The 21,226-nt window shown below is 42.1% G+C and carries 15 protein-coding genes and 2 pseudogenes; 1 reads left to right on the top strand and 16 read right to left on the bottom strand.

The annotated features are described in order from the left end of the window. Window positions 1-16: 16 nt before the first annotated feature. The 9 genes and pseudogenes from N1I86_RS15955 to N1I86_RS15915 all read right to left on the bottom strand — a co-directional run bounded on the left by N1I86_RS15955 (window position 17) and on the right by N1I86_RS15915 (window position 10,979). On the bottom strand, window positions 17-1,369 hold the full coding sequence (locus N1I86_RS15955; protein WP_341097401.1) for an Nramp family divalent metal transporter: 1,353 nt from the start codon (window positions 1,367-1,369) through the stop codon (window positions 17-19). A 290-nt stretch (window positions 1,370-1,659) separates the two neighbouring features. Then, entirely contained in the window at window positions 1,660-2,910 is a 1,251-nt protein-coding gene (locus tag N1I86_RS15950) for an MFS transporter (protein ID WP_341097169.1), read from the bottom strand. 412 nt (window positions 2,911-3,322) lie between these two features. Next, the gene (gene thrB, locus N1I86_RS15945) at window positions 3,323-4,246 is read right to left on the bottom strand and encodes a homoserine kinase (protein WP_341097167.1); all 924 of its coding nucleotides are present in this window, start codon (window positions 4,244-4,246) and stop codon (window positions 3,323-3,325) included. After that, window positions 4,243-5,304 carry a threonine synthase gene (gene thrC, locus N1I86_RS15940; protein WP_341097165.1) on the bottom strand — a complete coding sequence of 354 codons (1,062 nt, stop codon included), beginning with the start codon at window positions 5,302-5,304 and terminating at the stop codon, window positions 4,243-4,245. The genes thrB and thrC overlap by 4 nt, the downstream gene beginning before the upstream one ends. Continuing rightward, entirely contained in the window at window positions 5,301-6,602 is a 1,302-nt protein-coding gene (locus N1I86_RS15935) for a homoserine dehydrogenase (RefSeq protein WP_004439852.1), read from the bottom strand. The genes thrC and N1I86_RS15935 overlap by 4 nt, the downstream gene beginning before the upstream one ends. A gap of 307 nt (window positions 6,603-6,909) precedes the next feature. Beyond that, window positions 6,910-7,861, bottom strand: a pseudogene (locus tag N1I86_RS15930) (acyl-CoA dehydrogenase family protein); the annotation flags it as partial. Between the two features lie 477 nt (window positions 7,862-8,338). Beyond that, window positions 8,339-10,375: a thioredoxin domain-containing protein gene (locus N1I86_RS15925; protein ID WP_341097163.1), complete on the bottom strand. Its 2,037-nt coding sequence runs from the start codon at window positions 10,373-10,375 to the stop codon at window positions 8,339-8,341. A gap of 101 nt (window positions 10,376-10,476) precedes the next feature. Continuing rightward, window positions 10,477-10,722: a hypothetical protein gene (locus N1I86_RS15920; protein ID WP_040342075.1), complete on the bottom strand. Its 246-nt coding sequence runs from the start codon at window positions 10,720-10,722 to the stop codon at window positions 10,477-10,479. A gap of 2 nt (window positions 10,723-10,724) precedes the next feature. Beyond that, on the bottom strand, window positions 10,725-10,979 hold the full coding sequence (locus N1I86_RS15915; RefSeq protein ID WP_040342076.1) for a hypothetical protein: 255 nt from the start codon (window positions 10,977-10,979) through the stop codon (window positions 10,725-10,727). A gap of 857 nt (window positions 10,980-11,836) precedes the next feature. Between N1I86_RS15915 and N1I86_RS15910 the strand changes: the two genes are divergently transcribed. After that, entirely contained in the window at window positions 11,837-13,210 is a 1,374-nt protein-coding gene (locus tag N1I86_RS15910; RefSeq protein ID WP_341097399.1) for an IS1380 family transposase, read from the top strand. Between the two features lie 289 nt (window positions 13,211-13,499). On the opposite strand, the gene N1I86_RS16810 is transcribed toward N1I86_RS15910, so the two are convergent. The 7 genes and pseudogenes from N1I86_RS16810 to N1I86_RS15880 all read right to left on the bottom strand — a co-directional run bounded on the left by N1I86_RS16810 (window position 13,500) and on the right by N1I86_RS15880 (window position 20,780). Continuing rightward, window positions 13,500-14,021: a methyl-accepting chemotaxis protein gene (locus tag N1I86_RS16810; protein WP_429770346.1), complete on the bottom strand. Its 522-nt coding sequence runs from the start codon at window positions 14,019-14,021 to the stop codon at window positions 13,500-13,502. Between the two features lie 240 nt (window positions 14,022-14,261). Continuing rightward, window positions 14,262-14,819, bottom strand: a pseudogene (locus N1I86_RS16805) (protoglobin domain-containing protein); the annotation flags it as partial. Between the two features lie 71 nt (window positions 14,820-14,890). Continuing rightward, window positions 14,891-16,057: an IS256 family transposase gene (locus N1I86_RS15900; protein ID WP_341095220.1), complete on the bottom strand. Its 1,167-nt coding sequence runs from the start codon at window positions 16,055-16,057 to the stop codon at window positions 14,891-14,893. Window positions 16,058-16,493: 436 nt separating this feature from the next. Next, on the bottom strand, window positions 16,494-17,861 hold the full coding sequence (locus N1I86_RS15895) for an ISLre2 family transposase (protein WP_003355652.1): 1,368 nt from the start codon (window positions 17,859-17,861) through the stop codon (window positions 16,494-16,496). Window positions 17,862-18,044: 183 nt separating this feature from the next. Then, the gene (locus tag N1I86_RS15890; protein WP_341097158.1) at window positions 18,045-18,266 is read right to left on the bottom strand and encodes a YlzJ-like family protein; all 222 of its coding nucleotides are present in this window, start codon (window positions 18,264-18,266) and stop codon (window positions 18,045-18,047) included. Continuing rightward, window positions 18,263-19,012 (bottom strand): ClpP family protease, encoded by a 750-nt coding sequence (locus tag N1I86_RS15885; protein WP_003352424.1) that lies wholly within the window; start codon window positions 19,010-19,012, stop codon window positions 18,263-18,265. Before N1I86_RS15885 ends, N1I86_RS15890 begins: the two co-directional genes overlap by 4 nt. 100 nt (window positions 19,013-19,112) lie before the next feature. Beyond that, window positions 19,113-20,780: a ribonuclease J gene (locus N1I86_RS15880; RefSeq protein WP_003352426.1), complete on the bottom strand. Its 1,668-nt coding sequence runs from the start codon at window positions 20,778-20,780 to the stop codon at window positions 19,113-19,115. Window positions 20,781-21,226: the final 446 nt, after the last annotated feature.

Here is a 21,226-nt window from a genome sequence, read left to right as displayed (position 1 = left end):
ATTTAGAAGCCGGTCTTTAATGAAAGAATGTTTGAAACAATAAATAGGCGTTTAAGCTGATAATCACAATCGCAACGATCCAGGCGAGAACTTTTAACCATAATGGGTTAGCAAATTCCCCCATTTTCTTTTTGTCGCTCGTGAATTGAACAAGAGGAACGACTGCAAAAGAGAGCTGCAAAGAAAGAATCACCTGGCTTAGAATAAGCAATTGAGCCGTACCGCTTTCGCCGTAAATGGCCGTTACAATGACCGCCGGAATAATGGCAATCAATCGAGTGATCAGCCTTCTTAACCAGCCGGGAAGTCGGATATTAAGAAAACCTTCCATTACAATCTGACCAGCTAAAGTACCTGTCAACGTCGAGTTCTGGCCGGAAGCCAATAAGGCAACCCCAAACAGAATGCTTCCAAGCGTTGTTCCAAGCAGTGGAGAAAGCAAGTGGTAAGCATCTCCAATCTCCGCCACGTTCGTCATCCCTGCTTTATGAAATGTAGCAGCCGAAACAATCAGGATAGAAGCATTGATAAATAAAGCGAAGAAAAGAGCAATGGTTGAATCCCAAGTAGCATATTTAATTGCTTGCCGTTTCCCCGATTTGGTTTGTTCGTATTGTCTTGTTTGCACAATAGAAGAATGCAAATAAAGATTATGAGGCATGACGGTTGCGCCTAAAATACCGATTGCGATATAGAGCATGGATGGATTGCTTATGATCTCTTTGCTTGGAACAAACCCCTTTAATACGCCCCCCACATCTGGTTTTGAAAGAAAAAATTCAGTCGCAAAGCAAGCACCAATGGTTAGAATGAGAATAATCACCAATGTTTCAATATAACGAAAACCTTTATTCTGCAATAACAATACGACGAGTACGTCCAAGGCCGTAATCATGACACCATACAGCAACGGAATTCCAAACAATAAATTCAAAGCGATGGCTGAACCGATCACTTCCGCTAAATCACAAGCCGCGATCGCCAACTCGCATAAAATCCACAAGATCATAGCCACAGGCTTACTATAATGATCTCGACACGCTTGAGCCAAATCCCTACCCGTTACAATTCCCAACTTTCCAGCTAATGATTGAAGCAATATAGCCATTAAATTGGAGAGCAAAATCACAGAAAGCAACGTGTATCCAAACTGGGAACCACCCTCAATATCAGTCGCCCAGTTACCTGGGTCCATATAACCCACTGCCACTAAGTATCCTGGTCCGGCAAACGCAAGAAACTTTTTTATCCAAGAACCGGTTTTTGGAATACGCAAACTTCGATAGACTTCAGGCAACGTCGGTTGTGTCCTTTTCTTTCTCCAGCCTTCATCCGCAGCCAGCGACAGTTTTTTCGCTTCATTACCCATCATCATCATCACCTCGTTTTTGGTTTGTACTAAACATTTTGCACAAAGGAAACTTTTGAGGTAAAAAAATTACTCCACATTTAGAACCCAATATATGCAAACACACAGAAAAAGTTTCTCGTATTTATTGTACTACAGAAAAAATTTTAGTCAAGGGAAACTTTTTCTCAAGTATCTAAATGCTTACCTAACGTCAACAGGCAATTCTTATTACCATCATTTCATTTCACCCTTTTTCTGTCTATATTTTTTCAATCAATCATGTTATTCACCTCCCCTGAACCGTCCGATCATTCAATCTTATTCATATATCTTTCTTCTTTCTGCGTTTGAATCGACCTGGATGCTTTTTTCATCATCATCAGAGTCAAAAAAGCTGATAAAACATATAATCCGGCTGTCGACATGTAAACAAAACGAATCCCCCATCGATCTGCCATCCAGCCCATTAACAGAACCGAAAATCCAAATGTGACAAAGAGGATGGTTCCAAAAGCAGCGAACACTTTTGGTAATAACTCTTCGGATGTATGAAATTGTAAAAGAGTCCTTTGCGCAATGCTTCGCGCTTGATAGGGCGGCCCCATAATCAAAGCCACTCCTAAAGCAAACCACGGATTGGATGAGTAGGCAAAGGCCATTGTCAAAATGCCAATACTGAAAGAGCTGATCAACATAGTGAACATCATGCGATTTTCAATCTTTTTGGACAGTTTCCAAATGAGCAGTCCTCCTAGTATGGTTCCAGCAAAATTACTGGCATTGATAAACCCCCACCAATCCTCTCCTTTATGTAGTACTTCTTTTACAAACACTAAAATAATGGATCCGGCCCATATACTTTCTCCAAGTCCACTGATGATTTCCATGAAAGATAAAGTACGGAGGATCGGATTCTCCCAGATCGTGATCCATCCTTCTTTCATACGATCCCATCGTTTTTGACTTTCTGGCTGGGCAGAAACGTTCGCGGAAGGATCTTTCACAAAAAGGAGAGCCAAAGTAGAGAAAAACATCATGATGGCAGTTATTTCCAACACTCGTATGACTCCCCATTCGGCAACCAAAATCCCGCCTAATGACCAGCCAACCAGCAATACAATTTGATCCGAGGTAGCCAGTAAACTGTTGGCCTTCACTAATAAATGAGAAGGAACCAGGCGAGGGACAAGTGCATTTCTAACCGGAATGGCCCAGCCATGCAGCATCGAAATGGCAAATACTAAAAACAGAACCGCTGGAATCAACCATTGGGAAGGCAAGAAAAAATAGAGAATACACATCGATCCGAAACAAATGGTTTGACCCATTTCAGCCATCCATAAAAGAGTGCCAAGCCGCAAGCGATCCATAAGCAAAGGTGCTGCCAAGCCGCTTATCGCCTGCGCACATACCCGCAATATGGGAAAAAGCCCTGCGAAAGCAGCTGAACCTGTTCGATTATAAATGAAAGTCACAATAGCTAATATATAGAATGAATCCCCTAAGTTAGCGATAGATTGGCTAATCCAAAGCAGTCGAAACGATTGATTTTGATTCACTTTGTTGCCTCTTTCAAACAAATTTTGTTTCACCATAATAAAAAGTATGGACTACATCATTTTACAATAATTTAGATTATAAAGAATAAAAAGAAAATAAAAAAGTGATTTCATCATGACTGTCCAAAAGGCTATTCATTTAAAACAACAAATGCCTCCTCGATGAAAGTTTTCCCTTTAAAAGGCTGGTTTCTTTTTATTCCCGTTCCTTTCGGATCCTATTTATTCTATTGATGGACTTCCTACTAAAAGGACGAAGCTTCGGATCGCTTAACCAGCCGATGACAAATCAACGAACAAAATCAAAGGCCGCTTTTTTCCTTTTGTTCTAGATTCCGCAGTGGCTATATAACCCACTATCATGCAAACCAAAATGGGGCTCACTCTTTTTTGTAACGAGTGAGCCCCATTTTTACGAACTTAAACGATCAGAATGAAAACTTGATTCTGATACTTGAATTCCGTTTTGATCAACGGATAACAATTCGATTTCGCAGTCCCAAAATCGGGCTTGAAGAGACTGCGCCAATTTCTCGCCTTTTCCTTTTTCCGAAAAAGAAAGAACCGCTGGCCCCGCCCCGCTTATGACCGTTCCAAAAGCTCCGTTATTGCGGGCGCATTTCCTCATTTCTTCAAAGCGGTCAATCAAATGGATTCGGTATGGTTCATGAAAAAGATCTTTTTCCATCACATTTCCAGCCAACTCGTAATCTCCGGTTAACAACGCCGCTAAAAAGACATTAGAAAGCGCGCTCGCCTGAACCGCTTTTTTTCTTTCCAATACATTCGGCAAGACCTTTCTAGCTTCTTCTGTCTTCAATTCATAGGAAGGGATCAAAACGACAATATCCACGTCTAATGAGGAGATATGGACTAATTTTGTTTTCTCGCCATCATAGACGCCGATGACTAGGCCACCGTAAATCGAGGCGCCTATATTATCCGGATGCCCTTCCATTCGAGTACCGATTTGCATTTTTTCTTCGGTTGAAAGAGATAAACCACAAAATTGATTGGCCAGTTCAATGCCGGCTGCAACCGCCGCCGCACTGCTGCCTAATCCCCTTGCTAACGGAATATCGCTTTGCATTTTGATCGTTAAAGGGGGAAGAGTAGCTTTAAATATAGCTGCGGTTTTTTGAGCCATTTGGCAAATGAAATGAGATTCATCATTTGGCAGCTCTTTCAACTCCGGGCTTAAATGCTCAAAATGCCAATGATCTCCTCTACTCGCTTGAATGTTCAAATATTTTGAAAGAGCGAGGCCGATGGAATCGAACCCCGGCCCCAAGTTTGCCGTGCTGGCAGGCACAGTGATCGTCATCGAAGAACTCATGCATGTACAACCCCTTCAATGTATTCAAATACGGCCTTTTCCTCATTCGGCAGGACGACCGGTTTCTTTTGAATGCATTGAATAGCGGTTTCAGGATCTTTCAGTCCATTGCCTGTCAAAATGGCAACGATAGTGCTTCCGGCCGGAATTTCACCCGTTTTTCGCTGTTTTATGATGCCGGCAATCGATGCTGCTGAAGCTGGTTCGGCAAAAAGGCCTTCCTCTTTCGCCAACAGTTGAAATGCTTCTAAAATTTCTTGATCCGTTACAAAATCGATTTTCCCGTTGGATTCATCGCGAGCCCTCACTGCTTTTTCCCAGCTCGCAGGATTCCCGATTCGGATAGCGGTCGCGACTGTCTCCGGATGTTCAATCACTCTATTTTGCACAATCGCTGCTGCTCCTTCCGCTTCAAATCCATGCATTTTCGGCAATCCCGTTTTCCGTTTCTCATGAAATTCTTTAAAGCCTTTCCAATAGGCCGAAATGTTTCCGGCATTACCGACCGGAATCGCCAATATATCCGGAGCCTTGCCTAATTGTTCACATATTTCAAACGCTGCGGTTTTTTGTCCTTCAATCCGGTATGGATTCACCGAATTCACTAAGGTAATAGGAGAGTTTTCACTCATAGAACGCACCATTTTCAACGCTTCATCAAAGTTTCCTTCAATGGCCACAATCTCGGCTCCGTACATCATCGCTTGAGCTAGTTTTCCTAGAGCGATTTTTCCATTTGGGATCACAATCACCGCTTTTAATCCCGCCCTTGCCGCATAAGCCGCAGCCGAAGCGGAAGTATTTCCGGTCGAAGCGCAAATAATCGTTTGGCTCCCCTCTTCTTTCGCTTTGGCTACCGCCACCACCATTCCCCGATCTTTAAAAGATCCCGTTGGATTCGCCCCTTCCACTTTCACAAAGAGCTGGCAATCTAATTGGTGGGACAAACGTTTTAAAGGAATAAGCGGTGTATTGCCTTCCATTAAGGTTAATTCAGGGGTTTGATCTGTAACCGGCAAAAATTCTTTATACTTTTTTAACAATCCTTCCCATTTCATTTTAAACCGTCTCCTTCCACTCGATAAAAACTTTGAATTCCTTTCACGACCGATAAATCTCGAATATGCTGCAATACACTTTGGTAATTTTCCATCGTTGCTTTATGCGTGACGATCACAATTTCCGCCAGCCCTTTTTCCTCCAGCGGGAGTTGGAGAATTTTTTCAAAGCTGATCGAATAAGCGGAAAATAATTTTGTCAGTTCAGAAAAAGCTCCCACTTCATCACGGACATGAAGGCGGATAAAATACTTGGCAAGACGTTCATCCGCTTTCTTTAAGTTTTTTTCATACTGCGGCAACAACGTGTTTTTCCCGTTTACTCCAAGGCGCATATTTTTCACAACTGCCACGATATCGCTGACGACCGATGTTGCGGTTGGCAAACTTCCGGCACCCGGTCCGTAAAACATCGTTTCTCCCACCGCCTCCCCGTAAACATAAACCGCATTGTATTCATCGTTCACGGAGGAAAGCGGATGGTTTTTGGACAAGAACGTCGGCTGGACACTGACTTCCGCTTTTCCGTCTACTTGATGGGCATATCCGATTAATTTCATCGTATAGCCGAGCATATCGCCATATTTTAAGTCTTCTTTTGTCACCTTCGAAATGCCGGTCACTTCTACGTCTTCAAGGTCGATATTCATGGAAAACGCCAATCTCGATAAAATGGCCATTTTTCTGGCCGCATCAAGTCCTTCTACGTCAGCGGTCGGATCTGCTTCGGCATATCCAAGTTTCTGTGCATTTTGCAAAGCCGTTTCATAAGATAGACCTTCTTTATCCATTTTGGTCAAAATATAATTGGTCGTTCCATTCACAATCCCCATCAATTTTTCGATTTTGTCAGAAGCTAAACCGTCTGCCAAACCGCGGATAATGGGAATCCCTCCGGCGACACTCGCCTCATAATATAAGTCACAACCATTTGCCGTCGCGGCATCTTGCAATTCGGAACCATAAAGGGCGATTAAGTCTTTATTGGCGGTTACTACATGTTTTTTCGCTTGAAAAGCTTCTAAAATATATTTCTTCGTGTCTTCAATCCCGCCCATCACTTCTACAATGATGTCAATCTCAGGATTGAGCACGACTTCTTTATAATCGGTGGTCAGAATTTCTCTACGAATGTCAACTTCTCTTTCTTTTTCTATATCCCGCACAAGCACTTTATGGATGGTCAAGGAACAACCAAGTTGATGAACGAGCTGTTCTTGATGGTTTTGAACGAGTTTCACTACACCCGATCCAACTGTTCCCAGACCTAGGAGACCGATTGAGATACTCTCTTTCATCTATTTTTCACCCCGTGTATTTTTATGGTGTACATTTGTTTTTGTATAATAGACATTATACATTTTTCACTCTTGTTTTACAATAAAATTTTGCAAAAATTTAATTTTCATTCAATTTTGTATTATCTCCGCTGCGAACCGCGTACCAAAAAAGAATCCAATGAATACCAATGGCTTCTTACGTAAGTTTGGCAAAAACCGATTTTCTTTCTGTACAAGCTTCTGCATCGCCAATATCCTTAAAATAAAAAAAGGAGACATTTGTCTCCCTCGCTTCTTATCTATATCTTCAAAAAACAGCTCACTAATAAAATCGCTCGATCGGATAGTCGGCCATATATCCTAGTCCACCGTGAATCTGTACAGCTTTATCCGCAACACGGTTATAAACTTCAGAGCCATATAATTTCAACATAGCCGCTTCTTTAATGACTTTCATTTTTTTGTCTACCATCCAAGCGACTCTATACGTAAAAGATCTTAACACTTCGATTTCCATCGCCATTTCTGCTAACATATGAGCAATCGCTTTCTATAATCGGCACGCCAAATTGAATTCGTTCAGACGCATGATATATAGACATATCCAGCCGTTTTTGACAGGATCCAAAATTTCTGGCCGCTAAGCCTGCCCGCCATTCACTAAAATCTTTAAGGCGTTCACATATCCTTGACCTTCTTCTCCAAGAACATTTTGTACAGGTACCTCACAATCTTCTAAAATAATTTCCGCAGAATGAGAGCCGCGCAATCCCATTTTGTTTTCAACCGCCCCTACGTGAAACCCTGGGAAGTCTTTTTCGACAATAAAACTTGTGATTCCTTTCGCTCCTTTTGATGGATCGGTGACGGCCATCACTGTAAAAATATCTGCCTCTGTTGCATTCGTAATATAATGTTTTATCCCGTTTAAAATATATTTATCGCCTTTTTTTACCGCCGTTGTTTTTAAGTTCGCTGCATTCACCCCTGCTTCAGGCTCTGTAAGTGCAAAAGCTCCGATTCGTTCACCGCTAGCCATATCAGGTAAATATTTTCTTTTTTGTTCTTCCGTTCCTATTTCTACAATCCCGACTGTTCCAATTCCTGTGTGGGCTCCAATGAGTGTCGTATAACCGTTATGTGTTGCCGCCTATTTTTTCATAAAGAACACGCTTGCCAACCATGTTTATACCAAGTCCTCCATATTCTTGCGGAATGCTCTATCCAAATAACCCTAATTCTTTCGACATTTCGATTATTCTTTTAGGTATTTTATTACATGAACGTGTTCGATTGTATGAATCGACTCTATTATGAGCTCCACCTCATCGTCCTAAAACGAAAGCATTTTCATAATTGTTGAACCTCTTTTCTGCTATATTCTTTTTTATGATTATTCCGAATTTCGTTTTTTAAAATTGGTCTTCGTCTTCCATTGATGGAGACGCCCTATTAACTATAATCATATTTCCATTGTCACTATTTATTCCATTTCTTTTATCTTTGAAATCATGATTTTTCCCGCCATTCTTTGCCCTCAAATATACAAATGTCGAGAACCAATTCATTTTTTAAAAAAAGATATGAGAAATGTACTCTTGTAAAAATTGCCTGCAGAATCCGAAATAGGATCAAAACGATAATCTGCACCCGAGATGGGTACAAAAAAAGAACAACGCAGTTCGTAAGCCGTTGTTCTTCCAAGTACATGATGATTCCATTAGATTTTTCCTGTAAAACCGTTTACTAGAACATTAAGACCTTGATATTGCTTTTAAAGCGGTAGAAAGGTCTTCCATTGGCATTTTGCAAGCCTGGTTTTCACAAATAAAAACAAGTAAATCAGTCTCTTTTTGCTTTGCAGCTCCTTCCAGCCATTCCGGTCGATGCCCGGACCATACATCAAACGGAAGAAATTCTTCCCGGCATCGCCACAATACAGCTCTCTTTTCTGAACCGTTAGAACCGATTACGATCACTTCTCGGCCTTGGGCAAACAACGCCATCGCCGCCTCCAACATATACAGCATGGATACAGGAAAAGCGTTCAGTTCTTTTGAAAACGAGCGCACACACATTTCTACACGCTTCATTAATTCTATATCCCCCGTTAATTTCGCCAATCTCCAAAGCTGATAAGCAGCAACGCTATTCCCGGAAGGATAAGCTCCATCATAACCTGGCTTCTCTCGTACCAACAGTTCTTCACCGTCACGGTCTGTAAAGAAAAAGCCGCCGTTTTCATCCCAAAACCGTTCAAACAGGGCATTTTTCAACTCAATCGCAAATGAAAGCATATGAAGATCATCTTCTGCCAAAAACAATTCCAAAGTACCCCACAACAAAAAAGCATAATCATCCAAATAACCGCGGTATTTCGCTTCACCCTCTCTAAAACGGGCCATTAATCTCTTTTCTTTCCACACATATTTTTCAAGAAAATCCATTGCTTTGCGGGCTTGAGATAACAAGCCGGGATCATCGAAAACAGAACCTGCCTTTGCCAGGGCGGCGATCATCAGCCCGTTCCAAGAGGTTAAAACCTTATCATCGACATGTGGTTTCACTCTCTTTTCCCTTGCCTGAAAAAGAAACTGTTTCGCCTTTGACATAAGATTTTCTAATTCTTCTATACTTAGCTCGTGGTTCGCCGCGATTGTTTCAAGATCGGTTTGAAGTAAATGAAGAATATTTTTCCCTTCAAAGTTGCCTTGATCGGTGACATGATACAGCTCGGAAAAAATCGTTCCCGTTTCCTCGCCTAACACATCCATGATTTCTTCTTTGCTCCACACATAAAATTTTCCTTCTTCGCCTTCGCTATCAGCGTCAATCGCTGAATAAAATCCGCCTTCCGGATGAGTCATCTCTCTGGCGACGAAATCGGCTATTTCTAACACGATCCGGCGATACCGTTCGTTCTTCGTGATTTGATAAGCTTCCGTATAAGCGTACATCAACAGTGCGTTGTCATACAGCATCTTTTCAAAGTGGGGAACCAGCCACATTCCATCCGTAGAATAACGCGAAAAACCACCGCCGATATGGTCGTAAATACCGCCCGCAGCCATCGAATCAAGCGTTTTTTCCGCCATCTTGAGCGCGGATTCCTCGCCGGTCATATGGTAATAGCGGAACAAAAACAGTAATTGATGGGGACTTGGAAATTTCGGTGCCTCTCCAAATCCACCGTAAAGGCTGTCGAATTTTCCAGCAAGCTGCTCAAACCCTTTATGAACAGCTTCTTCCGTAACGTCCCCCTCGCTCTTTCGGCCTGCCTCTTCTTTCAGTGCTTCGACTAATCGGCTGCCTATATCAGCGATCCTATCCGGATCTTGATGATACGCTCGATGCAATTGCGGCAAAATGTCCATCATCCCCGGTCGGCCATACTGACTGTTTTTTGGAAAATAGGTGCCGGCATAAAACGGCTTTTTGTCCGGAGTCAAAAACACCGTCAACGGCCATCCGCCCTGACCGGTCATCATCAGGCACACGGTCATATAAACCGAATCAATATCCGGCCGCTCCTCCCGATCCACCTTAATCGCCACAAAATATTGATTTAACAACTCCGCCACTTCAGGATCCTCAAACGACTCCCTCTCCATTACATGGCACCAATGACATGTTGAATAGCCGATACTAACGAATACTGGCTTATTTTCAGATTTAGCCTTTTCAAATGCTTCATTTCCCCATGGATACCAATCTACAGGATTGTAGGCATGCTGCAATAGGTAAGGAGACTTTTCCTGTATAAGTCTATTGGCTTTTTTCCCCTTAGTCATGGTGGCATCACCTCCCTTTATATCTATATCTGTGTTTTAAGGTCTCAATCTAATCCAACAAGGCTTAATGAAAATTTACAGTCATTTCTCCCTCATCTTTATCAGATTCTCTTGTAAGGTCTACATGACTTATTATTGCCTTTAAGTATATTGTTTCTATCCTCTTCTTTTGTAACCCTGTCAAAGTAATTCAACACATAGTCAAGATACCTAAGCTTATCCATATCCGTAACAGCATCCAGCTTTTTCTGTTCTTTATTTAACAGCTCTATCTCACTTTCAATATTTTTTTGCTGATTCTTATATTTCTCTTTCCTTTCCAAATATTCCTCTTGTATAATCTCCATTATCATAAGCATCCATAGCTCTCGATAATCTGTTTTTTCCTTTTGTAGCTCTTTCTGTAGGTGCAATCTCTTTTAATATTGCCTCTTTCCTTAGCAATATCTCCTCCCTCTCCTTTGTTTATAGCCGTAACTAACTCATCCCTGTACTCCCTAACCATTTCTTGTATCTTCTCAACAACCTTACTTTCTTCTACTCCTTTATTTGTACATTTCTCTCCTACAGGTCTCTTATACCAACAGCTTCTAATAACATTCACTGCCTATTTTTATCTTAAAAGGTTCCATTCTTCGTTTAGTCACTTCGATTATAAAAATACAAAAACAACTTTATAGAGTGCCCGAGTTCATTAGGGGCTTAATGATACTTTGATTTCAATTCCTCATAGTTAAGATAAAAACGCTCCAACATATGCCAAAGTAACATCTAACATTGCGCGTTTCAATTCCTCATAGTTAAGATAAAAACTCGAGGGCTGGCGCGATCGCAAGGTGCAATATCGACGTTTCAATTCCTCATAGTTAAGATAAAAACTCCAAAATGCATTGATACATAAACAATTTTCAAAGCAGGGCCAATTCAGGATACTCCATTTTGAAAATTCCGTCAATAGAGAGAATCGCTGATGGTTGTAAGAAGGAAAGAGTAAAAGAAACTGTCGTCGATCCTCTGGGTTTTGTGCGCTATTAGGGGTCGACGACAAAATATATGTTGCTATTCAATGAATTCAACCATCTATTGTTGATTCGAAATTTTTAAATCACTGAGTATCCATCAGAACAGACATAGGTGAATAATTCCCCTTCTGAATCGCTTCACTCACTGTATAATCAGCCTTTTTTGATCGTTTATTTTCTATACAATATGCATCTACCCAGAACAATAAAGAACCGAGACAACGTACCAACGGCACATCGCTCGATTCTTGCATATAGGCAGCTTTTCACTCCCTATTCCATGTCGATTTACAACAAGTACAATCTCTTTGTAAAGGAAAAAACTTGATTATAAAGAAATACACCTGAATCCGTGACAAAACATCTTTACAATGGTCGCAAACCGTTGATACGATAAGGAAAAACGACGTTGACGATTCTTCATCAAGTAGGTGATGTGATGAAAGATTTCCCGATTCGGTTTGTATTGACAGATGAAGCGATTACCCCAAGTGCTGGGCTTGCTCTCGTTGGCTACTTACTCCATCGAACGAAACTGGATAAACGGGTAAACGCACTTCGGCTTCCAACGGTTCGTCGAGAAGTGCACATTTCCCATAGCGATGTCATTCGCTCGATGATTGGCTTGCTTGCCACAGGAAAAACGGATTTCGATCATATCGAAGCGTATCGTCAGGACGATATCTTTTCGGCATCGATGGGGATTCAGCACGTGCCTTCCTCTCCAACCTTGCGACAACGACTCGATCAGCTCGCTTGTCTTCCGATGACCGAAACGATTCTTTGGGAGGAGTCCATACGTCTGTTGATTCAACGACATGCCACTTTGTCCCCTTGTTGGACCAAAGGAAAGACGACATGGCTTCCCCTTGATATAGATGGTTCCCCATTTGACAACTCCGATACGAAAAAAGAAGGAGTCAGTCGAACGTATAAAGGATTTGACGGTTTTACACCGTTGTTTGCGTATGCAGGGAAGGAAGGGTATCTCGTTCATGCCGAGTTGCGTCCAGGGAAACAACATGTGCAAGACAACATGCCCTCGTTTTTAGTCACCGCTATCCGTCGAGCTCGTCAACTGACTTCATCTCGTCTGCTTGTTCGCATGGATGCAGGAAACGATGCAGAAGCGAATGTGCACGTATGCCTAAAGGAAGACGTGGACTTTGTCATCAAGCGAAACTTACGCCGAGAATCGAAAGCGCTTTGGTTCCAGATCGCTTCGCAAAAGGGCAAACGTGTCGATGATGGACAAAGCGAAGGAGTACAAACCTATGAGCTATGCCTTCCACAGAAGGCAGCGATCGATGGAAACACGTATACGTACGTTCAAGTCACCCAAGTGACGGAACGGACGATGGAACGCAATGGACAGCTGATGCTCGTTCCTGATTATGAAGTGGAAAGCTATTGGGTGCGGCTCAAAGGATACGAGCATGTTCGAATGAGCGATGTGCTCGCGTTGTATCATGACCATGCGACATGCGAACAGTTTCATAGCGAACTGAAGAGCGACTTAGATTTAGAGCGGCTTCCATCTGGGAAGATGAAAACGAATGCGCTCGTGTTGGTCATGGGAGCCTTCGTTTACAATCTTCTTCGTCTGATTGGACAAGATCTATTAAGCGATCCGAGACATCCGTTGCACCACAAAGTGAAACGCCGCCGCATCAAGACGATTATTCAGACGGTGATCACGATGGCAGGGCGACTCGTCCGTCGATCACGACAGATCTGGATGAAACGGACGCGAAGGAGTGGCTATAGCGAGCCCCTACTGAACGTCTATCAGAAATGGAGAGAGGTAAGATAACGAACGAATGTTCGGGCACTGATGTCCAACGTCACTCCCTGTGCTTTTTTGTCTATTTTTTTGGTTCGTATACCTAAAAAAGAGATTTGTTCCATTTTCGGAAATAGAGATGACATAGGTCATAAGCATAAAAAGGGTTTTATGGATCAATCCATCAAAATTATAACAAAATCAAAGTCGATTTCAATTCATCACGGATTCAGGAAATACAGTTATAATTACAATTTCTCCTAAATTCAAAAATCTTCATAGACTATTTCGTAAAATTTTGTTCTCTTTCTTTCAAATATTAACTCATTTCTTGTGTAATCATATTTAATCTATCTGCGGAGAGAGACACTTCTTCAAACGCTTTTCCTAATTCATCTATCACATTTACAAAGGAAACCAATTCCGTCTCTATGTTATTGTTTTGACGCATTGTTTCAATCATCGTATCTAAAATTTGCTCAAAGCGTTTCTCTGTTTCATTCATGTTTTGATTGCCATTATTCACTTCTGTTTTGATTTTTTCAAGCGAATTGTTAAGTTCCTCCACTTGTTTTTGAGTATTTTGAATAAGAGAAGATACTTTTGAAACAGAGTTCTTTGTTTGCTCGGACAAATTTCGAACTTCGCCAGCCACAACAGCAAAACCGCGACCCGATTCTCCTGCTCTTGCGGCCTCTATCGTCGCATTTAGCGACAATAAGTTGGTTTGGTCAGCAATGCCAGTCACAATACCGACTATTTCTTGCATTTGTTTCGATATTTCTAATAATACGTGGACATCGTTAGATATATCATCAACCTCACTATAAATGTTAGACATAATGGATGCCTGTTTTTGCATATGTTCTTTTCCTTTTTCGGCGCGTTCTTGTGCGATCAAAGACAGCTGAGTTCCGTTTTTTGCAAGTGAAACGATTTCATTTGATTGCGAGATTAATTGTTGGAAAGAAGCATTTGTTTGCTCCGAGATGGCGGCTAGATTTTGCGAAGCACTTGCAACGTTATGACGCGCTGACCTTTTTTGTTCCTCAGCCTCTTCCTTTAATCTTTCAGATTCAGCATCGTATGCCTCTAATACTAACTGTTGTTCTAGATTTAAAATTTTTGAGACGGCTCTTATAGCTAGAAAACACTCTTCCTTATCCATAATGTTTTGTTGGATAATATCCATTAGGGCTAACAATAGATCCTGAAATGCACACATATACCATTTCGTTTGAAGACCTATCTTTACATGCATATGCGCAATTTTAATCCTTTTATCGATAAAAGATGCATCTATCCTTCCATTAAACATTTCAATAATATGTTGTCTAAGTGTCTTTTTTAATCTCTCTATTGAACTGTAATCATTAATAATTTTCAATAGCGAAGGTTCATTTTCCAGATTTTTGTAAAATCTGTCAACAATAAAGTCTATTTTTTCGATTACGAATGGCTGTATTGCATGAATAATATATAAATCTTTTTCTGTCAGGTCGATCATGATTAATTGCTTTTCAATTTCACTGCCTTTTGCGATACTGATAGGTACCGTCAAGAATTTTGTGTTATGTAAGATAGATAGGGTATCTCTGAAATGGATTTGGAATGGATAGGGGTTCGATTTCCTCCACACAGGAGACTGAATATTCAGTCTCCTGTGTGGAAAGGGAGAATCCCTTTATTTTGTTCGTTTACAATATTTGGTTAGTTATAACGTTTTTCAAACATTTGTTGAAGGGTTTCATAGGCTTCAGCAAATCCTCGTAATTTTCGTCCTGCCCATTTCTCATTAAAATCTTGGATGGTCAAATACACGACTTTTTCAGCGGCTTCTAAACTACTCAAACTGTTCATCGGCTTTAGACGTTTCCGAATCTCTTTGATCGTTCGTTCAATGGCATTGGTCGTGTAAATCACACTTCGAATACTGCTTGGATAATCCATAAATGTAAGGAGGACATCCAACTCATTGGCCCAAGATTGAACTTCTCTCGGATACTTGTTCGACCATTTCGACTCAAACTGTTGAAACATCTGTAACGCAATCTCCTTATTCGGTGCGCGATAAATCAGTTTGAGATCCTCTGCCACTTCAAATTGATCTTTTTTCCGAACACGATTTAGGGTGTTGCGGACTTTGTGAACGACACAGCGCTGCACATCGGCTTTCGGATACACCGCCTTAAAGGCTTCCTCCAGCCCCGGTAGTCCATCGAATACGCCCAGAAGCACTTCCTTGACGCCTCTTTTGTAGAGCTGTTGGAGAATCTCCCGCCATCCATAGGCGCTTTCTTGTCCTCCCACGAAGAAATCCAGAATTTCTCGATACCCTTCTTCATTCACTCCTAACACCACATAAATGACTTCTTTCTCTACCGTATCGCGGCGAAGTTTCACGTACAAGCCGTCCAAATATAAGACAGAATAACGTTTGGATAGTGGACGATGGTGCCATTTCTCGATGTCTTCCTTCACTACATCGGTCATACGGCTGATCGTTGCAGGAGAATAGGCATTGCCTAAAATTCGTTCAATAAACTTGCCAATTTCACGCGTACTCATGCCACTTTGATACATCCTGATGATGGCTTCCTCGAGCCAGCCCGTATGGCGTTGGTAAGGGGCAAACAGCTGCGTTTGAAATTCCCCGTTTCGGTCTCTTGGAACAGAAAGTCCTTCGATACGACCATACTGCGTGTCTAGGTTTCGATGGTAATAGCCGTTTCTTCTATTCGACGTTCCCTCTTGTTCCATTTCGAGGAAAGTCTGGATTTCTTCCTTCATGATCAGCTCTAATTTTTCCTTTACAAACTCACGAATAACGTTTTCCAGTTGATTCATCCAATCTATATTCGATATACTTTTAGACATAGGTAGGGTACTCCTTTCTCTAAGATTTTTGCCAAATCAGAGAATACCCTACCTTTTTCTTTTGGTCTAACTAAATGCTTGACACAAAATTTTATACATCATCTACTGATATCCCCTTTCCCATTTTCAAAATGAAAATAAGAGTTTTCTTGCTGTGTTCTTTTGAATATCACCTATGTTTCACCCCGTTACAGTATGTAAGCATTTAACAAGAATAAATACCTATAAATTACAACAATTTAACATTTTATGACAAAATCCGCTAATATTCAACTCAAGATTTTATATCGAGTCAGTCAAGACTTTGTGGGAATTTTTTTGGTTCGCTGAAAATAGATGTAAGTCATAGGTTAGCGAACCATTTTTTTGAATTTCATCCGTAAGCGCTTTCGGACTCTCATCCCTTGCCATGACAGACGAATATGTATACCTTTTTTTACCATCCCTTGAATTCAGACAGGGCATGATAGATCGGAGTCCCGGACGATTGCTGTAAATATGGCACGTTATTCCGCGTTACCTCTGGAAGAAGACGGCGGATGCGTTGTTTCGCCTTGTTCACGATCGTCTGTTTGGTAGATGCCGTTTCCTCCGCCGGATGCGACGATTCTTCTCCTAAACGATGTCCGAAAAGACGAATCCCATCCATCCGGGCAATCATTGCCTTGAAAAACGCCCTGAGTCCCTTGTCTGTCCAACTGCGGCGGTATTTCACCCGATACGCCAGCTGGCTCATCACGCTTTCAGCCCTCCCCATCGGATACATGCCCGTTGTGTCCACTCCTTGCTCCTTCAGCCATTCCCGGTAATCACGGATGCATCCCGGCATCGATTCGATCCGGTGGATCAAGGCAGCCAGCTGTTGTTCTTTCGCTTCGTCCCCCAGCGTGCCGAGGGCGCTGTTCAGTTCCACAAGCAGCTTCTCTTCATCCTGCTTCGCCAGCTTTTGCCGAATCGCCTGCCACCGTGGATGGCCCGAGAGGCATTGGCGCAACTCACGCGCCACGTGGAATCGATCCAATTGGAAGCAGACCCGTCCTTTGAAATACTCCCGGCACGCGGTAATCCATGGAGCGCCGTCCCCGTTGATGACAAGAAGATCCCGACACGGATCATAGGCATATTCGTTCATCAAAAATTCCTCGAAGCCTTCCCACACCTCCCCCTTGCCTTCATGGACGTAATGGCGCTGATTCACGAATTCGATCCGTGAGCCGTTGCGCTTCCATCCTTCGTGAACGGTCAGGATTTTGTCTTCCTTGGCCCGTTTTCCCTTCCCTTGGAGAGAGACAAACAGTCCATCGGCCTCCACAAACAGCACCCGTCCATATCGCTGGTCAACCGGGCAGTGCAGCGGAACTTCAGCCTCGAGCACCAACTGGCGGATCGTCTCATGGCTCATCACCGGATACCCGACCATCTGGGCAAGCGTATGAGCCGCTTTGCGATAGGAAGAGCACTCCACAGCCAATCCCATCGCCGTTTCTTCTAGACAAGGGCTGATTGACTGCGATCCATCAAACGCTAAAAAGGAATCAAGCAAAAACGTGTAACGGTTTTGTTCTCGGTCTAAATAGTAGTTTCGCTCAAAGGTAACTTCGCCAAACAAGGTTTGAATCGTGGTGCGTCGTTTGTCTTTCAAGTGGTACCGGCGCTTGTCCCGGGTTTCCGCCAATTGTCGGTCGATGTCCTCCAACAGAGCCGTAAACAGCTCGGTGAAGGCGTTTTGCAAGGCTCGAAACAAATCAAGTTCGATCTCTTTCCATGTCAACGAATTTGTGGTAAGATGTTGTTGAATATTCATGGGACTCTCTCCTCCTGTTTGATGGTGTGAACAATGATCATCTTACCAGGGAGAGAGTCCTTTTTTCATGTTTCCTGCTTGGGATCCTACCGCGCTTTGCTTGGTGGCCCCGATGAGGGGGATTGCGAACCTACGTTCCCAACCCCTCATCGGTGAATTCTAAGAATTTCTCCCACAAACATTTTACTCACACTTTGGGTGATATGGCAAATACTGCCCTGGTACAATTTGCTGATTTAAATAATCGTTTGGATTTGTACTTAAAACACGAAGGATACGCATTTGTTGTTCTTCTTTCTGCACCATCAACGGAATTCCTTGCCACGTTACCGTTTCAACGGCTTGAAATTCTTCTTGTAAAGCTGGAAAAATGAGTTCTTTTGGAATCGGGGTATACAAAATCATTGGATCATCCCTTTGTCAGCCTTTTTCTTCGCTTCAATCAATTCATTCAGTTTTTTCATGGCGGATCCTAATCCGCCTACTTCATCGATTAACCCTGTTTCCACTGCATCGCGGCCAACAACATTCGTTCCAATATCACGAGTAAGATTTCCGGTGGCAAACATCAAATCCCGGAATGTTTTTTCTTGAATATGCGAGTGGCTTGTCACGAACTTGATGACTCGTTCTTGCATCTTATCCAAGTATTCAAACGTTTGCGGAACTCCGATAACAAGACCCGTTAAACGAATAGGATGTATCGTCATCGTGGCCGTCTCCGCGATAAAAGAATAATCGCAGCTTACCGCAATAGGCACCCCGATGGAATGCCCCCCGCCCAGGACAACGGAAACCGTTGGCTTCGATAAAGACGCAAGCATTTCAGCAATGGCCAAACCAGCTTCCACGTCCCCGCCGACTGTATTCAATATGACGAGCAGCCCTTCGATTTTAGGGTTTTGCTCGATCGCAACAAGCTGCGGAATTAAATGTTCGTATTTGGTCGTCTTATTCTGAGGAGGCAATTGGATATGTCCTTCGATCTGGCCGACGATTGTCAGGCAGTGAATATTCGAATCGTTGGAAAGCTCCGGGACATTCGTTTGTCCAAGTTGCTGAATTTTTTCCATTAAAGTGGAAGAGGTATTTTGCTCATTCTCCTCCTCATGCTTGGACGGTTCTGGATTCGTTCCTTCAAGCTCTGCCATGGATTGCAACTCCTTTTAACAGTGATGCTTTTATTATTCACGATCGTTTCGTTTTCATACTCATAAAAAAATCACCGAATTTCATCGGTGATTTTATCGATTATATTTCCATAATGATCGGCAATATCATCGGACGGCGTTTCGTTTTTTCAAACAAAAACGTATTTAATTGATCACGAATGGCTTGTTTAATATTCGACCATTCAATGACGTCGTTTTCCATATTCTTTTCAACGATTTGCGAAATTAACGATGTCGATTCTTCAATCAACTTTTCCGATTCCCTTACATACACAAAACCTCTGGAAATAATTTCTGGACCGGAGGCAATTTTTTTCCGTTTTTTATCCAACGTGACGACTACAATAAATATTCCATCTTGTGATAACAGTTTGCGGTCGCGCAATACAATATTGCCAACATCGCCAACTCCGATGCCATCGATTAAAACATTGCCTGCTTGCACTCGTCCGCCGACTTTGAAAGCTTTATTCTTGATTTCAATGACTTCCCCTTTTTCAGGAATATAAATTTGACGTTGCTTCAATCCAACATTTTCGGCCAATTTAGCATGAGCAATCAGCATCCGATATTCGCCTTGTATAGGGATAAATAATTGCGGTTTCATCAGATTCAGCATAAATTTCAAATCTTCTTGGCTGCCGTGGCCAGAATCGTGAACTTCGCGGTGATTGGTTAAAACATTAGCTCCCGCTCGAAACAAGAGATCCACCGTTTTGGCCATTAACAATTCCAGCCCCGGCGTTGCATTAGCGGTAATAAACACCGTATCTCCTTCTTTTATATTGACCAATTTATGAGTGCCTTTCGCCATTTTTTGCAAGGCCTCAATCGGTTCTCCCTGAATGCCCGTCGTCAATATGACTAGTTCGTTGTCAGGATGCTGATTGATTTCTGTAATATCGACCAGCATATTATCCTTCACATCTAAATAGCCGAGTTTCAAAGCAATTTCATAAACCCGTTGCAGGTTTTTTCCTGAAACCGCGACTTTCCGATGATTCTCATATGCTGCTTGGAATACTTGCTGAATCCTGATCAGATTGGATGCATAGGAAGCTACAATAATACGACCTTTGACAGAATGAAAGGCATCAGACAAGTGTCGAGCCATCACACCTTCCGATACTGTATGTCCCGGTCTTTCTGCTTCTGTGGAATCCGATAAAAGCAGCAATACTCCTTTTTCGCCAATTTCGGCCATCTTTCCAATATCCGGTTTATAAAAACCTTTTGCTTCTTGGTCAAACTTAAATTCGCCCGTATGAACAATAGCGCCTTCGGACGTATGGATGCAAATCCCGACAGAGTCAGGGATGCTGTGCGTCGTTCGGAAAAAAGTCACGTCGACCGTATCGAACCGCAAACGGGAATCGGAATGGATCGTATAAAATTTAACCGATTCAATCCCTTTTTCTTGACGAAGCCGATCTTTGGCCAAAGCTAATGTTAACTTCGTTCCATAAACAGGTGCTTTGATTTTCCGGAGCACATAGCCTAGTGAACCAATGGCATCCTCATGACCGTGTGTAAGAAAGATGCCTTTCACTCTGTCTTTGTTTTCTTCCAAGTATGTAATATCTGGGATGACAACGTCGATTCCGAGCATTTCATTTTCAGGGAACATCAAGCCGGCATCGATGACAAAAATTTCATGATCCACTTCGATCACGATCATGTTTTTCCCGACTTCTCCTACTCCTCCCAATGGGATCACTTTAATACTCTCATTTTTTCTTTTACTCAATGTTTAAATCCTCCTATGTTGACTTCTCTAATCCGCCCCGCTGCCATTAGTAATATTATATCGGATGCCATTTTTAAAATCCAACACTATTCTTTCTACTTTCATTCGACAAACTTTTTGAATGCTCCAAGCTTTAATTTTTAATGCAAAAAAATGAAAAGGTCCGACTTCCAACCCAAACGCTTTATGTGTTGAAGCAGAATTCATAAAAATTACCTTTATATGAGTTATTCTGTCTATTCGGATTAATCCGTGAAAAAAGGATTCATATCCCCTTTATTATTGAGTTTATAGGAAGAGAAATCTTGTTGTCTAGAAAAAATGAAAAGGTTTGATCCTTCACGTTTCCATATAAAAAACAAGAACTGGTTAAGCTCGTGTTCTTTATATCAGAAAATGTGAGGACCAAACCTTTATCGAGAACGATATCTATCTAACGGGATATT

It is taken from the genome of Bacillus sp. FSL W8-0116 (assembly GCF_038003825.1).
Taxonomy (GTDB): domain Bacteria; phylum Bacillota; class Bacilli; order Bacillales; family DSM-4216; genus Bacillus_O; species Bacillus_O smithii.
Note: the sequence above shows the minus strand (reverse complement) of the source record. Positions and strands in the feature narration are given on the sequence as shown.